This is a genomic window from Frigoribacterium sp. VKM Ac-2530 (assembly GCF_015350835.1).
In the GTDB taxonomy this organism is placed as follows: Bacteria; Actinomycetota; Actinomycetes; order Actinomycetales; family Microbacteriaceae; genus Frigoribacterium.
Genome location: NZ_JADKSE010000001.1, coordinates 1,306,434 through 1,324,836, shown reverse-complemented (window position 1 = coordinate 1,324,836; position 18,403 = coordinate 1,306,434). Strand labels below are relative to the sequence as shown.

The window sequence follows — 18,403 nt, the reverse complement described above, 5'->3', positions numbered from 1 at the left end:
GGTCTCGACCGCTACGACTTCCCGGTGCCGCCGCCCTTGCCCGGCGTCACGACCGACAGCGGGCTCGTGATCGACTCGAGCGACTTCCGCTCGGCCGACACCCCGAAGACGAACGCGATCACGCCTCCCGCGAGCATGATGCCCGCGCCGAGGAAGTACCCCGTCGTCAGCGGCCCGCGGTCGGTGCCGTCGCCGATCAGCGAGCCGTAGAGGGTCGGGGCGACCGCGCCGGCGATCTGGCCGAGGGCGAAGAAGTAGCCGATCACCTGGCCGCGCAGCTCGAGCGGGAAGATCTCGCTCACCGTGAGGTAGGCCGAGGAGGCGCCCGCCGACGCGAAGAAGAACGACACGCACCAGAACACGGTCTGGGTCGTCGCGCTCAGGACGTCCATGTGGAACAGCACGGCCGACACGGCGAGGACGACCGCCGAGACCCCGTAGGTCAGGAAGATCATCTGGCGGCGGCCCCAGGTGTCGAAGAGGTGGCCGAGCAGCAGCGGGCCGAGCAGGTTGCCGATCGCGAAGGGGAAGAAGAAGTACTGCGTCGACGCCGGGTCGGTGCCGTAGAAGTTCTGCAGCACGAGCGCGTAGGTGAAGAAGATCGCGTTGTAGAGGAACGACTGCGTGATCATCATCGTCGCGGCGACGAGGGTGCGCTTCGGGTAGTCCTTGACCAGGGTGCGGAGGATGACGCTGAACGGGATCCGGCCCTGGTCGGTCACCTCGAGCGCCTGGTCGTCGCTGACCGGCTCGAGGGTGCGTCCCTCGGCCTCGACGCGGTGCTCGATGTCGGTGACCGTCGCCTCCGCCTCCTCCTCTCGGCCGTGGGTCATCAGCCAGCGGGGGCTCTCGGGGATGTGCCGACGCAGGTAGATGATGATCAGGCCGAGCACCGGGCCGATGAAGAAGCCGATGCGCCAGCCGACGTTCTCGGCGAAGTAGTCGGTGTTCAGCAGGAACAGGTTGGCGGCCGAGCCGAGGGCCGCCCCGCCCCAGTACGTGCCGTTGATCGCGATGTCGACGCGGCCCCGGTAACGCGACGGGATGATCTCGTCGATGGCCGAGTTGATCGCGGCGTACTCGCCGCCGATGCCCATGCCCGCGATGAACCGGAACACCGCCAGGAACGCGAAGCTCGGCGACAGCCCGGCCAGACCGCTGGCGACGAGGTAGATCGCCAGCGTGAGGATGAAGAGCTTCTTGCGGCCGAGCGTGTCGCTCAGACGGCCGAAGATCAGGGCGCCCGCCACCTGGCCGAGCAGGTAGATCGTGCCGAGGTAGCCGACCTGCGCGGCGGTCAGGCCGAGGTCGGCCTGGAACCCGGCGGAGGCGACGATCTGGATCTCGAGGCCGTCCAGCACCCACGAGAAGCCGAGCCCGACGACGATCGTCCAGTGGAACGTGGTCCACGGGAGTCGGTCCATGCGGGCCGGGACCAGGCTGCGGACGCTGCCGCCGCCTCCTCGGGCCGTGGTCGACGACGAGCTGCTCATGGTGATCTCCCCTGTGCGCGGTGTGCATTCGTGCAGAGGGTGCACGAACACCGGCGACGGTACTCCCGGCGCCGGACGCACGACCGCCCTCCCCGGTGGTCGGGGAGGGCGGTCGTGGGGGAGGTGCGGCTAGTGCGCCACGATCGGCTCGGCGCCCTCGGTCACCGGGGGCCGGCGGACGAAGAAGGCGCCGGCCACGGCGAAGAGCGAGATGATCGCGCCCACCAGGAACGCGGCACGGACGCCGGCGCTCGCGGCGGCGATGTCGCCGGCCCCGCCGCTCGCCGCGGACACGGTGGCCAGCGTCATGACGGTCACGAACACGGCGGTGCCGGCCGCGCCCGCGACCTGCTGCACCGTGCCGACGATCGCCGAGCCGTGCGAGTAGAGACGGCCGGGCAGCGAGCCGAGGCCCGACGTGAAGAGCGGCGTGAACATCAGCGCGAGGCCGACGCTGAGGGCGACGTGCGCGCCGAGCACCATCGGGATGGGCGTCGACTCGGACACGGTCGAGAGGAACCACAGCACCGCGCTGACGAGCATCGTGCCGGGCACGAGCAGCACGGTCGGACCGTGCTTGTCGAAGATGCGGCCGACGATCGGCGAGAGCACGCCCTGCAGCAGGCCGCCGGGCAGCAGGAGCAGGCCGGTCGCCAGCGGGTCGAGGCCGTGGACGTTCTGCAGGTAGATCGGCAGCACGATCAGGGTGCCGAAGAGGGCGATCATGCCGACGCCGAGCACGAGGACCGACGTGGTGAAGGTGCGCGACAGGAAGGTACGGAGGTCGAGCAGCGCCTTGTCGTCGCGCTGCAGGGCGCGCTGGCGCAGGACGAACGCGAGCAGGGCGACGACCCCGACGCCGATCGGCAGCCACGCCGGCACGGCAGCCTCGGCGCCTTCCCCGATCGAGCTGAGCCCGAACACGATGCCGCCGAACGCGAAGGCGGACAGGATCACCGAGAAGACGTCGAGCGGCACCGTGCGGGGGGTGGTGACGTTCTTGACGCGCGCGGCGCCGAGGGCGAGGGCGCCCAGCGCGATGGGCAGCACGAGGATGAACATGAAGCGCCACTCGAAGACGCTGAGGATGATCCCCGAGATGGTCGGCCCGATCGCGGGCGCGACCGAGATGACGATCGAGATGTTCCCCATGGTGCGTCCGCGGGTCGCGGCCGGCACGAGCGTGAGCACGGTGGTCATCAGCAGCGGCATCATGATCGCCGTGCCGGACGCCTGCACGACACGGCCGAGCAGCAGCACGCCGAAGCCGGGCGCGATCGCCGAGATGGCGGTGCCGAGGCTGAACAGGCTCATCGCCGTGATGAAGACCGGGCGCGTGTTGAACCGCTGCAGCAGGAACCCGGTGATCGGGATGACGACCGCCATCGTCAGCATGAAGCCGGTCGTCAGCCACTGGCCGGCGGTCACGGTGATGTCGAGGTCGCGGGTCAGGCTCGGCAGGGCCACGCCCATGATCGTCTCGTTGAGGATGACGACGAAGGCGCTGACGAGCAGCAGGCCGATGACGAGCTTGTTGCGGGCCGCGAGGGCTGCGTCGTCCCCGTCGGGGGTCGCGCCGACCGAGCCGGTGTCGGCGGCGGTGGACGCGGCGATGTCGCTCGTCATGTGATCTCCCTGGTGGGGCTGGCGGGTGGCGGTGGCGGTGTCTCGCCGTCGAGACACCGGTGCAGCGCTCGCGAGGCGTCGTTCATTCCCGATCCGAGGTGGACGACAGGGGGCGGGCGTCGGAGCTGGCGGCAGAGCAGGCGGCAGAGGGGCACGAGGCGAAGGGCCGACGCGACCGGGTGGTCGCGTCGGCCCCTGCCGCCGAGGAGGCGCGGCTGCGGACTAGACGTCGCGTCGCTTCACGAGGGCGAGCGCGATCGCGAACAGCACCACGACCCAGCCAACCAGCACGAGCAGCGCCTGCCACGGCTCGAGCACGAGCGAGCCGTCGAGGCCCGGCAGCGCGGTGAGCGACTGTCCGTCGACCGGGTAGTCGTAGACGCGCGTCGCGGCCTGCGGCGGGATGAACTCGTAGAGCGAGTAGATCCACGGCTTCGCGATCAGCGCCTGGCCGATCGAGAAGATGATCGGCAGCACGAAGACGATCCCGATCGCCGAGGCGATCGCGCCGGCCCCGTTGCGGATGATCGCGCCGAGGCCGAAGGCGATCATGGCGATGAACCCGATGGTCGCGGCGCCGCCGAGCATCGACAGCCAGATGCGTCCGTCGGCGAGGTCGGTGTCGACGCCCGAGCTCGAGAGCAGCGGCGTGGACACGAGCAGCGCGACAGCCAGCGCGAGGGCCGACACGACGAAGGTCGTGACGCCGATGAGCAGGACCTTGGCGACGAGCGCCGGCGTGCGGCGGGGGACGGCCGCGAAGGTGGAGCGGACCATGCCGGTGCCGTACTCGCCGGTGATGACGAGGGCGCCGAGCACCGCGGCGACGAGCTGCGCGAACGGCACGCCGATCGTGGCGACGCTGACGGCGAGCGACTGCTGCTGCTCGTCGGTGGCCGGTGCCCCCTCGAAGCCGGACGCGAAAGCGCCGAACAGCAGGGCGAAGCCGATCAGCAGCACCACGATCACCGCGAAGCACCAGGCGGTCGAGCGGAGGCTGCGGAGCTTGATCCACTCCGAGCGGAGCACGTGGGCGAACGAGACCCCCGAGCCCGCCGTGTGGGCGTGGGGCGTCGGGCGGGGCGTGGTGGTCGTGGTCATCGCGTCGCTCCCGACGTCGTGGCGGATGCGGCGTCGGCGGCCGCGGGGGCGCCTCCGGCGTGATATTCGACCGAGTCCTGGGTGAGGGTCATGTAGGCCTCCTCCAGCGATCGGACCAGCGGGGTGAGCTCGTGCAGCACGATGCCCTGGGCGGCTGCCGCCTCGCCGACCTGTGCGGCGGTGACGCCCCGGAGGTCGAGCGCGCCGTCCTCGGTCGTCGTCACGACGACCTCGGTGCGGCTGCGGAGCAGGTCGGACAGCTGGGCGAGGTGCGGGCTGCGCACGCGCACGCCGTCGCCGGACGCCTGGGCGATCACGCTGCTGACGGGGGCGTCGGCCAGGACGCGGCCCCGGCCCAGGACGATGAGGTGGTCGGCGGTCTGCGCCATCTCGCTCATCAGGTGCGAGGAGAGGAAGACGGTGCGGCCCTCGCTGGCGAGGTGGCGGGCGAGGGTCCGCACCCACACCACGCCCTCGGGGTCGAGGCCGTTGACGGGCTCGTCGAAGATCAGGGTCGCCGGGTCGCCGAGCAGCGCGGCGGCGATGCCGAGGCGCTGGCCCATGCCGAGAGAGAAGCCGCCGACGCGCTTCTTCGCGACGGACTCGAGGCCGGTCAGGGCGATGACCTCGCGGACGCGGGCCTTGCCGATGCCGTGCGTGGCGGCCATGGCCAGGAGGTGGTCGTGGGCGCTGCGGCCGCTGTGCACGGCTTTCGCGTCGAGCAGCACGCCGACCTCGCGGAGCGGCGCGCGGTGGTCGGCGTACGGCCGGCCGTTGACGGTCACCGAGCCGGAGGTGGGCCGGTCGAGACCGACGATCATGCGCATGGTGGTCGACTTGCCCGCGCCGTTGGGGCCGAGGAACCCCGTGACGACGCCGGGTCGCACGGTGAAGCTGACGTCGTCGAGCGCCACCTTCGAGCCGTATCTCTTCGTGAGTGATCGAGCTTCGATCATGGGGGTGCCTCTCGTCGTCGTGCGGGTGCCGTCGCCCCGGGCACGCATCGTCGCGTACGGGGGCTGCCGACCTGCGTCGAGACTAGGAGAGGGGCACGGCCGCCGACATCCGCCGACCGGACGACACCCGCGGACGGCGGCCTGCGACCACCGGGGGAGGAGGCAGGCCGGAGGAGGCTGTCGTTACACTCGCCCGGTGACGACAGCCACCCTCCTCGCCTCCCTGCCCCTCGCCTCCGGCGGCTTCCTGCTCTTCGACCCCGAGGCGCTGCTGCCGGCGCTGGGCCCCTGGGCGCTCGCGGGCATCTCGCTGATGGTGTTCATCGAGTCGGGCGTGCTGTTCCCGTTCCTGCCGGGCGACTCGCTGCTGTTCACGGCAGGTCTGCTGCACGAGGCCCTCGAGCTGCCGGTCTGGCTGATCGCCCTCTGCGCCTTCGCCGCCGCGTTCCTCGGCGACCAGGTGGGGTACTTCCTCGGCAACCGCTTCGGCCGGCGCTGGTTCAAGCCCGACGCGCGGGTGCTGAAGACGGCCCACCTCGCCAAGGCCGAGGCGTTCTTCGCCAAGTACGGCGGCCTCTCGCTCATCCTCGGGCGCTTCGTGCCCATCGTGCGCACCTACGTCCCGCTCGCCGCGGGCACGGCGGGCTACCGCTACCCGGCGTTCCTCGCGTTCAACGTCATCGGCGCGTTCCTCTGGGCCGTGGGCCTCACGGTGCTCGGCTCGCTGCTCGGCGGCGTTCCGATCATCGCCGACCACATCGACGTCTGGGCGATCGTGATCGTGCTCGTCTCGGTGCTGCCGATCGTGATCACGGTCCTGCGCAAGGCGATCTCGGCGCGGCGCGCGACGCCCACGCCCGGCGCCTGACGCGAGCTCGGTCGTGACGTCGCCAGCGGACCTGCCGGCTCCGGGTCCTGACCCGATCGCCGTCGACGACGCCGTCGAGAGCCTCGTCGGCCTCCGGGCCAGGACGGGTCGGCGCGTCGTGGTCGGCCTCGCGGGCGAGCCCGGCAGCGGCAAGAGCACGACCGCGACGCTGCTCGTCGAGGCGCTCGTCGCGGCCGGCACCCCGGCCGTCGTCGTGCCCATGGACGGCTTCCACCTCGCCGGCGCGACCCTCGCCCGCCTGGGTCGGCTCGACCGCAAGGGCGCGATCGACACGTTCGACGGGACGGGCTGGCTCGCGCTCCTCCGTCGCATCCGACGGCTAGGGACCGGCGAGACGGTCTGGGCTCCCGACTACGTCAGGGGCCTCGAGGAGGCGGTGGCCGGCTCGATCGAGGTCGCCCCCGACGTCGAGGTGGTGATCGTGGAGGGCAACTACCTGCTCGTCGACCAGGAGCCGTGGCGGAGCGCCCGCGCCGAGCTCGACCTCGCCTGGTGGGTGGAGGTGCCGCAGGTCGAGCGGCTGCGGCGCCTCGTCGCGCGGCACGTGCGGCACGGCATGTCCGAGGAGGCGGCGCTCGCCTGGGCGTCCGGCCCCGACGGGCGCTCGGCCGCGCTGGTCCGTGCCACCCGCGAGCGCGCCGACGCGGTGCTCGCCGGCTGCCCCGCGCCCGGGGCGGTGTCGGCGGCCGTCCGTAGGGTGGTGAGCCATGCGCCTCTACCTCATCAGACACGGTCAGACCCCCGACAACGTCCGCGGCGAGCTCGGCACGACCGTGCCCGGCCCGGGCCTCACCGACCTCGGCCTCGAGCAGGCCGCCGCCCTGCCCGGGGCGCTCGCCGCGGCGGGCATCCGGGCGCTGTCGACCAGCACCATGCTGCGGACGCAGCTGACCGCGGCCCCGCTCGCCGCCTCCCTCGGCCTCGTGCCGACCGTCCGGGACGGCCTGCGCGAGGTCGAGGCGGGCGAGCTCGAGCTGCGCTCCGACCACGAGGCCGTGTCGACCTACCTCGGCACCGTCCTGCGCTGGGTCGACGGCGACCTCGACGCTCGCGTCCCCGGCGCCGAGGACGGCCACGCGTTCTTCGCCCGCTTCGACGGCGCCGTCGAGAGCGCGGTCGCCGAGTCCTCGTCACGGGGTGAGGACGTCGTCGCCCTCGTCAGCCACGGGGCGGCGATCCGAGGCTGGGCCGGGCGACGGGCGTCGAACGTCGACGCCGACTTCGTCCGTGCGCACCAGCTCGCCAACACCGGAGTGGTCGTCTGCGAGGGCAGTCCCTCCGAGGGCTGGCAGCTCGTCGAGTGGGCCGACGAGCCCGTCGGCGGTGCCCTCCTCGCCGACCCGGCCGCGAGCGACCCGACCGGCGAGGCCGTCTGACCTGCGGTCCGCGCGGCGGGGTCGACCGGCTGACCGACCACGCTCGCCGAGCCCGGATCGGGGGACAGATCACGGGGGCGCTGTGACTCGTGTGACTCGTGTGAACGGGAGTGGCCCCACATCTGGGGGTCGTCGGGTGACACCCGAACCTTCTACCTCGGGTTTACCCTCGCCCTCTTCCGCCGTAGGGTGGTCACGCATCCGACCTCGGTGACGAGCTGCCGACAGGCAGCTCGACGCAGGTCGCCCCCCTCGAGTCAGGACACGACCACGTGAGTTCTCTGCCGCCTGCACCGCTGCTCCCGGCCCTGCGTTCGCGCAGCGCGTTCGCCGTCGTCTCGACGATGCTCCTCGCGCTGGTCTTCGTCGTCGCCGGTGTCGTGGTCGGCGGCTCGCCTGCGCGCGCAGCGACCTACCCCACCTGGGACGACGTCAAGGCTGCCCAGGCGAACGAGTCGTCCAAGCAGGCACAGATCTCCGAGCTGCAGGGGCTGCTCGACCAGCTGCAGTCCGACGCGGTGAACGCGCAGGCCGAGGCCGAGCGCCTGGGCGCCGCGTTCCAGGCCGCACAGGACCTCGCCGACCAGGGCGCCGCGAAGCTCGCCGGGCTGGAGGCGCAGGTCGACGAGAAGAACGCGATCGCGGACGAGAGCGAGAAGCGCGCCGGCCAGGTCTCCGCGCAGCTCGCCCGCACCGGCGGCGGCGACGTCTCGACGCAGCTCGTCGGCGACGGCGAGGCCGCCGACGACCTGCTCTACCGCCTCGGCGCCATGAGCAAGATCACCGAGCAGGCCGACGGCATCCGTCAGCAGGCCGTCTCCGACCGCAACGTGGCCCAGTCGCTCGGCGACCAGGCTGCGGTCGCGAAGGAGGCGCTGGTCGGCCTCCGCGACACGGCGCAGGTCTCGATGGACGAGGCGCAGGCCGCGGCCGACGCCGCGACGGCTGCGGTGACCGCGCAGCAGGAGAACGAGTCGCGCCTCCAGGCGCAGCTGGCCGTGCTGCAGGACACGACCGCACAGACCCAGGAGCAGTACGAGGCCGGCGTCGAGGCGGAGCGCCAGCGCGTCGCCGCCGAGCAGGCCGCGGCTGCCGCCGAAGCTGCCCGCCAGGCGGAGGAGCTGCGTCAGCAGCGTGCGGCGGCGGCCGCAGCAGCAGCCGCGGCTGCCGCCGCGCGTCCTGCCCCGAGCGCCGGTGCCCCGGCCCCTGCCCCGGCGGCGCCCCCGGTGTCCTCCGGCGGAGGCGGCGGGTCGGGATCCGGCTCCGGCTGGGTCCGCCCCAGCGGCGGCGGCATCTCGAGCGGCTACGGCTACCGGGTCAACCCGGTGTCCAAGGAGTGGAAGCTGCACGACGGCGTCGACCTCGCGCCCGGCTGCTCCACCCCGATCTACGCGGCGGCCGCGGGCACGGTGAACTACGCCGGTGCCTACGGCGGCTACGGCAACTATGTGCGGATCGCCCACAGCGGCGGCCTCAGCACGGCCTACGGCCACATCGTCAACGGCGGCATCAAGGTGCGCAACGGCCAGTCCGTCGTCGCCGGCCAGCTCATCGCCCTCGTCGGCTCCACCGGCAACTCGACCGGCTGCCACCTGCACTTCGAGACGCGCGTCAACGGCGCCTCGACCGACCCGGTGCCGTTCATGGCCGCCCGGGGCGTCAGCCTGCGCTAGCGGGCACGGGGTCCGGAGTCTCCCGGCTCCGGCGCGACGTGCACAGCGTGCAGGGAGTTCCGGGGCGGCGATGGCAGGATGTCTCGGTGACGAACGCCGCTCCTCCTGCCCAGGTCTTCCCTCAGCCCTCGCCCCTCGAGGCGGGCGTCCCCGCCGCCTCGTCCGGGGCGGCGCTGCACGTGCAGCACGTCGCGTGGGACGACCCTCGGGCCCTCGAGCTCCGGGCGCGCATGGACGCCGAGATGAACGAGCGCTACTCCGACCCCGGCGTCGTGGAGGACCCGGCGGTCACGGCCGCCCGCGACGACGCCCTGCGCGTGCACCCCGAGCAGGTCCACGCCACCGTCCTCGTCACCGACGACGCGGGCCGTGCCGTCGCGCACGCCGTCCTGCGCGACCTGCACGGCGAGTGGGAAGTCAAGCGCGTCATCGTCGACCCGACCGAGCGCGGCCGTGGCCTCGGCCGGGTGCTGATGGCCGAGGTCGAGGCCGTCGCGCGGGCCGCCGGGGCGCCGCGGCTCATCCTGCAGACCGGTGATCGCCAGCCCGAGGCGGTCCACCTCTACGAACGCGTCGGCTACCGGCCGATCCCGACGTACGAGCCCTACGTCGAGGCGCTCCCGAACTCGATCTGCTTCGAGAAGGTGCTGGTCGCCCCGTAGGCTGGGCGCGATGATCACGCGACGAGACGCTGCCCTGCAGCTCGACATCCCGCTCGAGATGGCGGTGCGGCACGGCATCCCCGCGACGCTGACGCTCGACGAGCTGCTCGAGCTCGAGAAGTCCCCGCCCGCGTGGCTGCTGCAGTCCCGGGCGAACCGCACGGGCAAGCCCGTCTGGGTCGATCTGGCCTGCGTGGTGTGCGGCTACCACGAGGCCGCCCGGCCCAAGAAGTGGTGGCCCTCCTGGACGCACCTCAGCTGCGACGACCACGGTGTCGACGAGCTGCCCGAGCCCGAACAGGGCACGGCGCGCAGCGAGGTGACCGGCGTGGGCAGCCGCTTCGTCGCCATCGTCGACTGGCGGCCGTAGTCCCCGTTCCCGTCCCCGTGCCCGGCAGGTCTGTCCCGAGCGTGTCTCGAGCCCGCTCGGCCGGTCAGCCGCGGTAGCCCACCGACGCCGGCGCGTCGAGTCCGGCCAGCAGGTGCACCAGCGCCTGGCGGGCGTCGTCGGCGAGCATCTGCCGTTGGATGTGCTGGTCGTGCCAGTGGACCAGGTCGGCCGGGACGACGTCGGCCGGTCCCTCGGCCGGGCCGGCCTCGACCTCGTCGACCACGACGTAGCGGAACGCCCAGGGGTCGCCCTCGTCGGCGAGCGTGGTCCGGTGTCCGAGCAGGCGGCCCGTCGAGACGTCGACGAGGACCTCGTGGCCAGGGTCGCCGGGGTCGGGCAGACGGACGTCGACCCTTCCGTGGCCGGACCCGGCATTCGGCCCGGCGACGCGGGTACCCAGGACTGCCGTGCCGATCGTGCGGCCGGGGGCGTCGTCCGAGTCGTCGACAGCGTCGCCGTCAGCCGGCGTCGAGGTGAGCCGAGGAGGTGCGCTCCGGTCGAGCCCCGACACGACGTCGTCGACCACCCGGGTCACCGCGGCCTCGACCGCGTCGGCCTCGGACGCGAGCCGTCGCGCGGCGTCGCGGAGCCACCGCTCGAGGGCGACGAGGTCGTCGGACGAGAAGGGCTCCGGCTCGAGCGAGTGGACCGAGAAGTCGGCAGCCTCGACCGACCACTCCCACGACAGCACGACACGCACCATCGCGGTGCTGCGGGGCAGCAGCGCCAGCACGCCTCGTCGCAGGCCGGGCGTCCAGTGCAGCTCGGGGTCGTCGAGCAGGGGGCGGACGAGGTCGGCCGACGCCCTCGCATCGACCGGGACGTCGAACTCCGCCACCACGTCGCGCCAAGGGGTCGCCCGATCCGGCACGACGTCGTGCTCGCGCCAGAGGGTCAGGACGGTCGCGGGATCGTCCGTGAGGCGTCGTGGGCCCCGCGCGTCGGGGACGTCACGGGCGGCAGGATCGGGAGGCACGAGGACGGATCCTGCCACGCCCACCTCCGGCCGAGCCGAGCCGGCCGGGCCGAGCCGAGCCGAGCCGGGCGGGGCCGAGCCGGGCCGAGCCGGGCGGGGCCGAGCCGGGCCGAGCCGGGCGGGGCCGAGCCGGGCCGGGCCGAGCCGGGCCGGGCCGGGCAGACCCGGGCCGAGATCCGATCCGACCCGGCGTGCCCCGCTAGAACGTCAGCTGGTCGGGCGAGTCGAGCGGCACCCACCCCTCGGGGAGCCCCGACGGCGGCCGGACCGTCGGGACGACCTGCAGGGAGTCGGCCTCGGCCAGCTGCGCGAGCTCGAGCCCGGTCAGTGCGGCGATGTCGCGCACCGGCACCTGGAAGGTGCGGTACGGCCCGAGCGGGGGCAGCTCGCCCTCGTCGCCGGCCCGGGCGGTCGCCTGCCCGAGGTCGGCGTCGTCGAGCTGGGGCGACTGGTCGAGCAGGTAGGCGGAGGTGCGCAGCGCGGCGCCGTCGCGCGTCGACCAGGCCGCGATCTTCCAGAATCGGAGCGGCAGCTGGACGCCGCGGTAGGTCGGGTCGCCGGGGTGCAGCACCGGACCGGTCAGCACGGTGAGGCGCTGCTGGTGCACGGCCGCGTACTCGAGGACCAGGTCTTCCAGGCCGAGCCAGAGCTCGGACGACTGGTTGAAGTCGCCGGCCTGCGGCGCCGCGTTCGTGTAGGTGAACGAGTCGAGGTTCGCGCGCGACGCGATCGCCGGCGTGCCCCAGACCGGGTCGCGGCGCCGCACGAGGTGGCCCCGGTCGAGGTCGTTGCGGGCGTAGACCTCTGGCCCGCACTGCTCGTCGGCCGCGACGCGCTCGTCGAGGTGCCAGTCGTCGCCCCGCTCGAGGTCGACGAGCGAGGACCCGTCGACGTTCACCGCGGTCAGCGCCGCCAGGCGCCGGCCGGGATCGAGCAGCACGGTGAAGTGCGCGTAGGGCAGCTCTCGCACGGCACGGGGGCCGGGGCGGGGCAGCGGCACCTGCACGGCGAGGAACCCGGGGTCGTACCCGAGGGCGGCTGCCGCCTCCGGCTGGTCGTCTGCGATCGTCATCCGCGCCTCCTGGTGGTCGGTGGGTGGTCCGAGCCCATCGTGCACTGCCCCTCCGACACCGGCCCGTGCCTCCGTGCCGTCGCCGCTCAGGCGCGGGCCACGAGCGCCGTCTCGCAGAGCCGCCGCAGCTCGGCGGGGCCGCCGCGCCGCACGGCCGCGCGCTGCCGCTCGGCGCCCGTCCCCTCGGTCGTCACGCGGTCGAGCAGGGCGCGCGTCCGTTCGTGGTCGCCCGACGCGTCGAGCGCGTCGCCGACGTGCACGAGGAGGCGGTGCAGCACCTCCCGGGACCCGCGCAGCTCCCCGGCGACGGGGTCGAGCAGCTCGCCGCCGAGCCCGTCACGGGCGGCGTGCCAGAGGCCGGCGTCGAGCAGCTCGGGCTCGACCTCGAGCGGGGCGACGTCCGCCTCGGCCTCCGCGCGGGCCGTGTCGACGAGGGCGCGCACCAGGGTCGCGGCGAGCAGGGCACCGCCCGTGTCGAGCTGGGCGTCGGCGACCCGGACCTCGACGGTGGGGTGGTCCTCCGCGAGTCGGGCGTTCCACCAGATCGTGCGCGTGTCGTAGGTGCCGCCGACGCCGACGAGCCGACGGATCCGCCGGTCGTAGTCGGCCGCGTCCGCGAAGGGAGGCGGGCAGCCGCCGGTCGACCAGCGCCGCATGTGCATCGCGCGCCAGCTCGCGAAGCCCGTGTCGGCACCGTGCCAGTACGGCGAGTTGCCCGTGAGGGCGAGCAGCGTCGGCAGCCAGGTGCGCACCCGGTTCAGCACAGCGACGCCGACGTCCCGCGACCGCACCCCGACGTGGACGTGCGTCCCGTTGATGAGGTGGTCGGTGACGAGGCCGCGGAACTCCTCCTCGACACGGTGGTACCGCTCGGTGTCGGTCACCGCCGGCCAGCCGCTGCACATGAAGGGCGTGCCGACCGCGGCGGCGACGACGCCGCGACTGCGGGCCTGGGCGGCGAGCCGGGTACGGAAGGTCACGAGGTCCGCCTCGGCCTGGTCCATCTGCGTGAAAACGGGGCTCGAGCGCTCGATCTGCGACGCCAGGAACTCGTGGCTGACGAACTTCGACTCGTGGGCCGAGCCGAGCAGCTCGGCGTGCACGGACGCGGCGACGTCGGCCGGCGTCAGGGTCACGGGGTCGACCAGGATGAACTCCTCCTCGATGCCGAACGTCGTCATGCGGCCCCCTGTCGTCGGGGGGATGCTAGCGACCCGGCCGGGGAGCGCCCGCCGATCGGCCGAGAGGCGACCGTGACGACGGGGTACGCGCGTCCTGTGCGCGGGACGGGGGAGACGTGCGGGGCCGAGCTCCGGGCCGTCGCCGAGGGGGCACAGGAAGGAGGCGCGGTGCAGGCGTGCCTGCACCGCGCCTCCTGGGCGGGACCCGTCCGACGTCAGTCGGCGAGGATCGCGTAGAGCGCGCGCCGCGTCTCGTCGAGCTTGGCGGTGGCCGCCGCGCGCTGCGCGTCGGTCACGCCCGAGCGGAACTGCTGCACGACGCCGAAGAGCTTGCCGAGGCTCTCGCGGAACTCGTCCGAGGCCTCGTCCCCGGTCGTGGCGGCCCAGGCCGCCTCGACGGCGTCCGCGTGCTCGGTCACGTAGGTGCGGCCGGCCTCGGTGAGCGAGTACTCGCCCTTGGCGGCTTCGTCGCCCGCGACGATGAGCTCTTCGTCGACGAGCTGCTGCAGCGTGGGGTAGACGGAGCCGGGGCTCGGCTTCCAGACGCCGTCGGTGCGCTCGGCGATGGCCTTGATCAGGCCGTAGCCGTTCGACGGGGCGTCGGCGAGCAGCGACAGGACCGCGAGGCGGACGTCGCCCTTGCGGGCTCGGCCGCGGCCGCCGCGGTGGCCGCCGGGGCCGAAGCCGGGGAACCCGGGGAAGCCGCCGAAGGGGCCGGGGCCCCCGGGGCCGAAGCCGGGGCCGAAGCCGGCGCTGCCGGGGCGGCCGCCGCGGGCGAAGGGGCGACCGAAGCGGCCGCCGCCGGCGAAGCGGTCGTGCTGGTCACGGCGGTCGGAGTGGTCGGGGTGGTCGGGGTTCATGTGGTGGTGTGCGTTGCCCATGGGGAACGTCCTCTCGATCTCAAGTCTGTGTCGCGGTGGTTGTCGCGATGTATCAAAGATATGTCGTTAACTATCGCTTGTCAAGGGTCGACAAAAAGAAGGAGGCGCACCCTGGTGGGGTGCGCCTCCTCGGCTCTGCTCTCGGTCGGCTAGCTGGCCGGCGCGACGCCGAACGCCGTGGCGAGCTTCTCGATCTTCTGCGCGCGGCCGAGACGGGGCAGGTCGCTGCCGTCGCGGATGACGCGTCCGCGGCCCTCGAAGTCGGCCAGGAAGTCCTGGGCCCAGGCCACGTCGGACGGCGTCGGGCTGATGACCTCGTTGATGACGGGCAGCTGCTCGACGTCGAGGCAGAGCTTGCCCGTCAGGCCGAGCGCGACGGCGACGCCCGCCTGCTCGCGGAGCACGGGGTGGCTGCTGCCGACGGTGGGGCCGTCGATCGGGCCGGGCAGGCCGCCGATGCGGCTCGCGACGACCAGGCGGGAGCGCGGGTAGGCCATGGCGAGGTCGTCGGCGCTCGTGCCCGTGTCGCGGCGGTAGTCGCCGCTGCCGAAGGCGAGGCGGAACGCGCCGCGCGCCTTGGCGATCGAGGGGCTCTCCTCGATGCCGAGCGCGGACTCGACGAGCGCGAGGACCCGCACCGCGCCGCCCAGCCGGTCGAACGTCTCGGTGACGTGCTCGGGCGCCTCGGTCTTGGCGAGCATGACGCCCTGGAGGCCCGGCAGGCCGAGGAGGGCGTCGACGTCGTCCGACCAGAAGTCGGTCGAGCGGTCGTTGATCCTGACCCAGGCGCTGCCGCCGGCAGTGAGCCAGGCGACCACGTCGTCGCGGGCGGCGGGCTTGCGGGCCGGGTCGACGGCGTCCTCGATGTCGAGCACGATCTGGTCGGCGCGGGAGTGCGCGGCCTGGTCGAAGCGCTCGGGGGCCGTGCCGGGCACGAGCAGCCACGAGCGGGCGATGTCGGCCGGCGGCTTCGAGCGGCCGGTCGTGGTCGAGCCCGTCGTGGTCGTTCCCGTGGCGGCGGAGCCGGACGGGGCGGCGTCGGGGGCGCCGGCGGTGGTGGCTGTGTCGGTCATGGGACGTCCTCGTCTGTCTCGTCGTCGCGTCTCGCCGGGTCCGCTCGTCGCGGGCGGCGTGCCCCACCACGCTACCGGGCCGCCCGGAGCCCGCGGGCGACGGCGCGCAGCGACGCGCGGCCACGGGTCTCCGCCCGGCAGGCGAGGGGTCCAGCCCTGACGCGGCTGTCGGGCGTACCGTTCAGGAAGACCACAGGCGACACCCGGGGTCACGGAGCACCGGCGACGTGCCCCGGGGCGTCGCGAGGCCACGATCACGAGGAGCTGCCATGACCGACGCGAACACCCCGAGAGACCGCGCCGACGAGGGCGACGCCCGCGACCGCGCCCCGCGCGAGCCCGCCCGCGACCCGCTCGACGACGCGGCGCTGACCCGCGACGACCGCGACGCCGACACGGGCGATCGCCCCGCCGACGGCCCCGCCGTCGACTTCGGCGCTCCCGCTGCCGACCGGCCCGCGGTCGACTTCGGCGCTCCCGCTGCCGACCGGCCCGCCGTCGACTTCGGCGCACCGTCCGACGGGCCTGCCGAGCCCGCCGTCGCACCCGAGGACCGCGTCGAGGATTCAGGTGCGGGCGACCGCGACGGCGCGGCCGACCGTCGTGCCGACGACACGTCGACCACGTCTCCTGACTCGTCGACGGGCCCGGCCGCGCCGCCTGCCGTCGCGTTCGGCGACGCCCCCGCCGACCGGACGAGCGACACGGGCTCCGCCGACGTCGACCGTTCAGGCGACGCCGACGTCCGTGGCGGCACCGGTGCGTTCGCCGCACCGGCCGCGACGACGACGCCTGATCCCTCGTCCGACGACGAGCGCCTGCCGGGCTCCGACGAGCGTGCGTCGTCCGACCACGCCGACACCGAGGTCCTCCACGACCGCGTCGAGCCCGCGCCCCGCGACGACGCCGACCTGCGAGACGACGACCACGCCGACCGTCGTGACGACGTCGACCGTCAGAGGGACGCCGACCGCGCGAGCGACCGCGACCGTGCGGACGACGCCCGCCGCGCGGACGACGCCGACCGTCGTGACGACGAGGCCCGGGTCGTCCCGCCCGTCGTCGCCCCGACGCCCCCGGCGTCGCGCGCCTGGTCCGCCTCGCCCCAGGACGACTCCGGCCGTCCCCTGCACGACGACGACGCCCTCCGCGCCGCCGAGGCCCACCGTGCCCCCGGCGACGACGGCTCGCGGGTCGACGGCGACGCCGCGGACGACGGCGACCGACGCGACGACTCGCCGACCGTGGTCGCCCCCGTGGCGGCACCCGGCCGCGGCGACGACGCCCCCACCTCCTCCTGGCGCACGGACGACGGCCGTGTGGCCGGTCGTCCGGGAGGCGCCGGTCCGGCCACCGGGTCGCAGGCGTACCCGCTCGTGGCCGAGACCGCGGACCCCGTCGCCCTGCGCCGTGAGCTGCTCACGGAGCAGAAGCAGGAGTTCTCCGGCATCCGCTTCGGCGCCGGCCTCCTCGGCTGGTTGGCCGCGACGGGCTTCGGCGTCTCCGTGTTCGTCGTCTTCGCCGCGATCGCTTCCGCCGTCGTCGCCGCGTCGTCCGGCTCGAGCTCGGGGGGCTTCCGCGGCTACCTGGGCGAGAACGCCGAGGTCCTCTCGATCACGACCGGGATCGTCGTCCTGGTGATCGTCTTCGCCGGGTACTTCGTCGGCGGGTTCACGGCCTCGCGCGTCGCCCGGTTCTCCGGCTTCAAGCAGGGCCTGGCCACCTGGCTGTGGGGCCTCGTGATCACGATCGTCGTCGGCGTGGTCGGCGCCGTCATCGGTGTCCAGGCCGGCGACCAGTCCGCGCCGAACCCGATGATCCCCTCCATGGACGACATGTCGTCGACCTCGGTCGAGTCGATCGTCTTCCTGGGCCTCCTCGTGGTCCTGAGCTTCGCCGGGGCCGTCCTCGGCGGCCTCCTCGGACAGCGCTGGCACCGCAAGGTCGACCGCTTCGTGCCCGAGCACCAGGTCTGATCCCCGGGTCCTGACGGCGGCCAGGTCGCCGTCGGGGCCCCCGCCGTGAGCGGGTCCGGCAATCCGGCAGGGCCCGCGAGCCGAACCACCGACGCACGGACGCACCGAACCACCGACGCACCGAACCACCGACACCGGCCCGCGACGCCGCGCAGCAGCGGCGACACGGGCAGCGACACGCAAAGGACCCTCATGCACCTCCTCGACCGCTCCTCCCTCGTCCGCAGCACCCTCGCCGTCGTCGCGGCGGGCACCCTCGTGCTCGGCCTCGCGGCCTGCTCGTCCACCTCCGACTCGGAGAGCAACAACACCGCGCCGACGCACCCCGTCAACGCGACCGAGCCCGCCGAGGAGTCGACGGAGGAGCCCCTGGCGACGATCCCGGCGCTCACGGGCGGCGTGGACACCCAGGTCGCCGTCGACGCCTCGTTCGTCGACGCGCTCGGCACCCTCGGCCTCACCCCCGGGGTCGTCGGCGACGCGACGTTCACCGACGGCACCTTCTCGTTCCCCATCACGGGCGGGAACGTGACCTACTACGACCCCGAGGGCGACGTGCGCCCCTACGTGCAGGGCAACATCGACCACGACGCCTCGGGCCTGTCGCTGACCGCCGCCGACGGCACGGTCGTCGAGCTGAGCGACTTCCGCATCGACCCGGGCGAGAGCAAGCTCTACGGCACCGTGACCGCGAACGGGACGATCGCGGCGCAGGACGCCTACCTCTTCAACCTCTGGGGCGGCAGCCTGGAGCCCCTCCGGACGGAGGGCGCGAACGCCGTCCTCGAGGGCACGACCGTGCACGTGAGCCCCGACGCGGCGGCCCTGCTGAACGCCACGTTCGACACCGACGCGGTCCAGGACGAGATGCTCGTCGGCGTCGCGAAGATCACCGTCGCGACCGAGTAGCCGAGCAGGAACACCGGCGTCGGCACCTCGACGCCGGGACAGGAGCCCCGTGCCGCGTCTGCGGGACGGGGCTCCTCGCGTCGCCCGGCCGGCGCCTCCTCCGCACCCGCTCAGCGCGGTGCAGTGCAGGCGGTTTCACGGTGCAGCAAGTGAAAGTTCGGGTCCCCG

At 73.7% G+C, this 18,403-nt stretch carries 16 protein-coding genes and 1 pseudogene; 8 read left to right on the top strand and 9 right to left on the bottom strand.

Annotation, left to right across the window (positions count from 1 at the left end; genetic code table 11):
- Positions 1-11: 11 nt before the first annotated feature.
- From ITJ48_RS06245 to ITJ48_RS06230, 4 genes are all read right to left on the bottom strand, one after another.
- Positions 12-1,493 (bottom strand): MFS transporter, encoded by a 1,482-nt coding sequence (locus ITJ48_RS06245; RefSeq protein WP_194612818.1) that lies wholly within the window; start codon positions 1,491-1,493, stop codon positions 12-14.
- A 129-nt stretch (positions 1,494-1,622) separates the two neighbouring features.
- Positions 1,623-3,119 carry a DHA2 family efflux MFS transporter permease subunit gene (locus tag ITJ48_RS06240; protein WP_194612817.1) on the bottom strand — a complete coding sequence of 499 codons (1,497 nt, stop codon included), beginning with the start codon at positions 3,117-3,119 and terminating at the stop codon, positions 1,623-1,625.
- A 222-nt stretch (positions 3,120-3,341) separates the two neighbouring features.
- On the bottom strand, positions 3,342-4,220 hold the full coding sequence (locus ITJ48_RS06235; RefSeq protein WP_194612816.1) for an ABC transporter permease subunit: 879 nt from the start codon (positions 4,218-4,220) through the stop codon (positions 3,342-3,344).
- Positions 4,217-5,176, bottom strand: coding sequence for an ABC transporter ATP-binding protein (locus tag ITJ48_RS06230; protein ID WP_194612815.1), 960 nt, complete (start codon positions 5,174-5,176; stop codon positions 4,217-4,219). Before ITJ48_RS06230 ends, ITJ48_RS06235 begins: the two co-directional genes overlap by 4 nt.
- 196 nt (positions 5,177-5,372) lie before the next feature.
- Here ITJ48_RS06230 and ITJ48_RS16090 point away from each other — a divergent pair, with 196 nt between their 5' ends.
- The 6 genes and pseudogenes from ITJ48_RS16090 (at position 5,373) to ITJ48_RS06200 (ending at position 10,146) form a co-directional block, all read left to right on the top strand.
- Positions 5,373-6,044 (top strand): DedA family protein, encoded by a 672-nt coding sequence (locus ITJ48_RS16090; RefSeq protein ID WP_370544802.1) that lies wholly within the window; start codon positions 5,373-5,375, stop codon positions 6,042-6,044.
- Between the two features lie 13 nt (positions 6,045-6,057).
- Positions 6,058-6,708 (top strand): annotated as a pseudogene (locus ITJ48_RS06220) (nucleoside/nucleotide kinase family protein); the annotation flags it as partial.
- A 64-nt stretch (positions 6,709-6,772) separates the two neighbouring features.
- Entirely contained in the window at positions 6,773-7,441 is a 669-nt protein-coding gene (locus tag ITJ48_RS06215; RefSeq protein WP_194612813.1) for a histidine phosphatase family protein, read from the top strand.
- A gap of 272 nt (positions 7,442-7,713) precedes the next feature.
- Complete coding sequence (locus ITJ48_RS06210) at positions 7,714-9,114, top strand: peptidoglycan DD-metalloendopeptidase family protein (RefSeq protein WP_194612812.1); 1,401 nt, start codon at positions 7,714-7,716, stop codon at positions 9,112-9,114.
- Positions 9,115-9,200: 86 nt separating this feature from the next.
- Complete coding sequence (locus tag ITJ48_RS06205; protein ID WP_370544801.1) at positions 9,201-9,776, top strand: GNAT family N-acetyltransferase; 576 nt, start codon at positions 9,201-9,203, stop codon at positions 9,774-9,776.
- A 10-nt stretch (positions 9,777-9,786) separates the two neighbouring features.
- Positions 9,787-10,146, top strand: a complete 360-nt coding sequence (locus ITJ48_RS06200; protein ID WP_194612811.1) for a hypothetical protein — start codon at positions 9,787-9,789, stop codon at positions 10,144-10,146.
- A gap of 64 nt (positions 10,147-10,210) precedes the next feature.
- Here ITJ48_RS06200 and ITJ48_RS06195 read toward each other — a convergent pair whose 3' ends face one another.
- From ITJ48_RS06195 to ITJ48_RS06175, 5 genes are all read right to left on the bottom strand, one after another.
- Positions 10,211-11,161 (bottom strand): hypothetical protein, encoded by a 951-nt coding sequence (locus ITJ48_RS06195; RefSeq protein WP_194612810.1) that lies wholly within the window; start codon positions 11,159-11,161, stop codon positions 10,211-10,213.
- Between the two features lie 181 nt (positions 11,162-11,342).
- Complete coding sequence (locus ITJ48_RS06190; RefSeq protein WP_194612809.1) at positions 11,343-12,215, bottom strand: DNA/RNA non-specific endonuclease; 873 nt, start codon at positions 12,213-12,215, stop codon at positions 11,343-11,345.
- 86 nt (positions 12,216-12,301) lie between these two features.
- The gene (locus tag ITJ48_RS06185; protein ID WP_194612808.1) at positions 12,302-13,396 is read right to left on the bottom strand and encodes a glutamate--cysteine ligase; all 1,095 of its coding nucleotides are present in this window, start codon (positions 13,394-13,396) and stop codon (positions 12,302-12,304) included.
- A gap of 215 nt (positions 13,397-13,611) precedes the next feature.
- Entirely contained in the window at positions 13,612-14,277 is a 666-nt protein-coding gene (locus tag ITJ48_RS06180) for a PadR family transcriptional regulator (protein WP_228506212.1), read from the bottom strand.
- 149 nt (positions 14,278-14,426) lie between these two features.
- Positions 14,427-15,350: a CoA ester lyase gene (locus ITJ48_RS06175; protein WP_194612807.1), complete on the bottom strand. Its 924-nt coding sequence runs from the start codon at positions 15,348-15,350 to the stop codon at positions 14,427-14,429.
- A gap of 269 nt (positions 15,351-15,619) precedes the next feature.
- Here ITJ48_RS06175 and ITJ48_RS06170 point away from each other — a divergent pair, with 269 nt between their 5' ends.
- Positions 15,620-17,326: a hypothetical protein gene (locus ITJ48_RS06170; protein WP_194612806.1), complete on the top strand. Its 1,707-nt coding sequence runs from the start codon at positions 15,620-15,622 to the stop codon at positions 17,324-17,326.
- Positions 17,327-17,518: 192 nt separating this feature from the next.
- The gene (locus ITJ48_RS06165) at positions 17,519-18,235 is read left to right on the top strand and encodes a hypothetical protein (protein WP_194612805.1); all 717 of its coding nucleotides are present in this window, start codon (positions 17,519-17,521) and stop codon (positions 18,233-18,235) included.
- The last annotated feature ends 168 nt before the right edge of the window (positions 18,236-18,403 follow it).

What these genes read in the sequence shown, in the direction of transcription:
- ITJ48_RS06240 (WP_194612817.1), bottom strand. Translation starts at nt 3,119, where the DNA reads ATGACGAGCGACATCGCCGCGTCCACCGCCGCCGACACCGGCTCGGTC.
- ITJ48_RS06180 (WP_228506212.1), bottom strand. Translation starts at nt 14,277, where the DNA reads ATGGGCAACGCACACCACCACATGAACCCCGACCACCCCGACCACTCC.
- ITJ48_RS06175 (WP_194612807.1), bottom strand. Translation starts at nt 15,350, where the DNA reads ATGACCGACACAGCCACCACCGCCGGCGCCCCCGACGCCGCCCCGTCC.
- ITJ48_RS06245 (WP_194612818.1), bottom strand. Translation starts at nt 1,493, where the DNA reads ATGAGCAGCTCGTCGTCGACCACGGCCCGAGGAGGCGGCGGCAGCGTC.
- ITJ48_RS06215 (WP_194612813.1), top strand. Translation starts at nt 6,773, where the DNA reads ATGCGCCTCTACCTCATCAGACACGGTCAGACCCCCGACAACGTCCGC.
- ITJ48_RS06230 (WP_194612815.1), bottom strand. Translation starts at nt 5,176, where the DNA reads ATGATCGAAGCTCGATCACTCACGAAGAGATACGGCTCGAAGGTGGCG.
- ITJ48_RS06185 (WP_194612808.1), bottom strand. Translation starts at nt 13,396, where the DNA reads ATGACGACGTTCGGCATCGAGGAGGAGTTCATCCTGGTCGACCCCGTG.
- ITJ48_RS06190 (WP_194612809.1), bottom strand. Translation starts at nt 12,215, where the DNA reads ATGACGATCGCAGACGACCAGCCGGAGGCGGCAGCCGCCCTCGGGTAC.
- ITJ48_RS06200 (WP_194612811.1), top strand. Translation starts at nt 9,787, where the DNA reads ATGATCACGCGACGAGACGCTGCCCTGCAGCTCGACATCCCGCTCGAG.
- ITJ48_RS06170 (WP_194612806.1), top strand. Translation starts at nt 15,620, where the DNA reads ATGACCGACGCGAACACCCCGAGAGACCGCGCCGACGAGGGCGACGCC.
- ITJ48_RS06165 (WP_194612805.1), top strand. Translation starts at nt 17,519, where the DNA reads ATGCACCTCCTCGACCGCTCCTCCCTCGTCCGCAGCACCCTCGCCGTC.
- ITJ48_RS06235 (WP_194612816.1), bottom strand. Translation starts at nt 4,220, where the DNA reads ATGACCACGACCACCACGCCCCGCCCGACGCCCCACGCCCACACGGCG.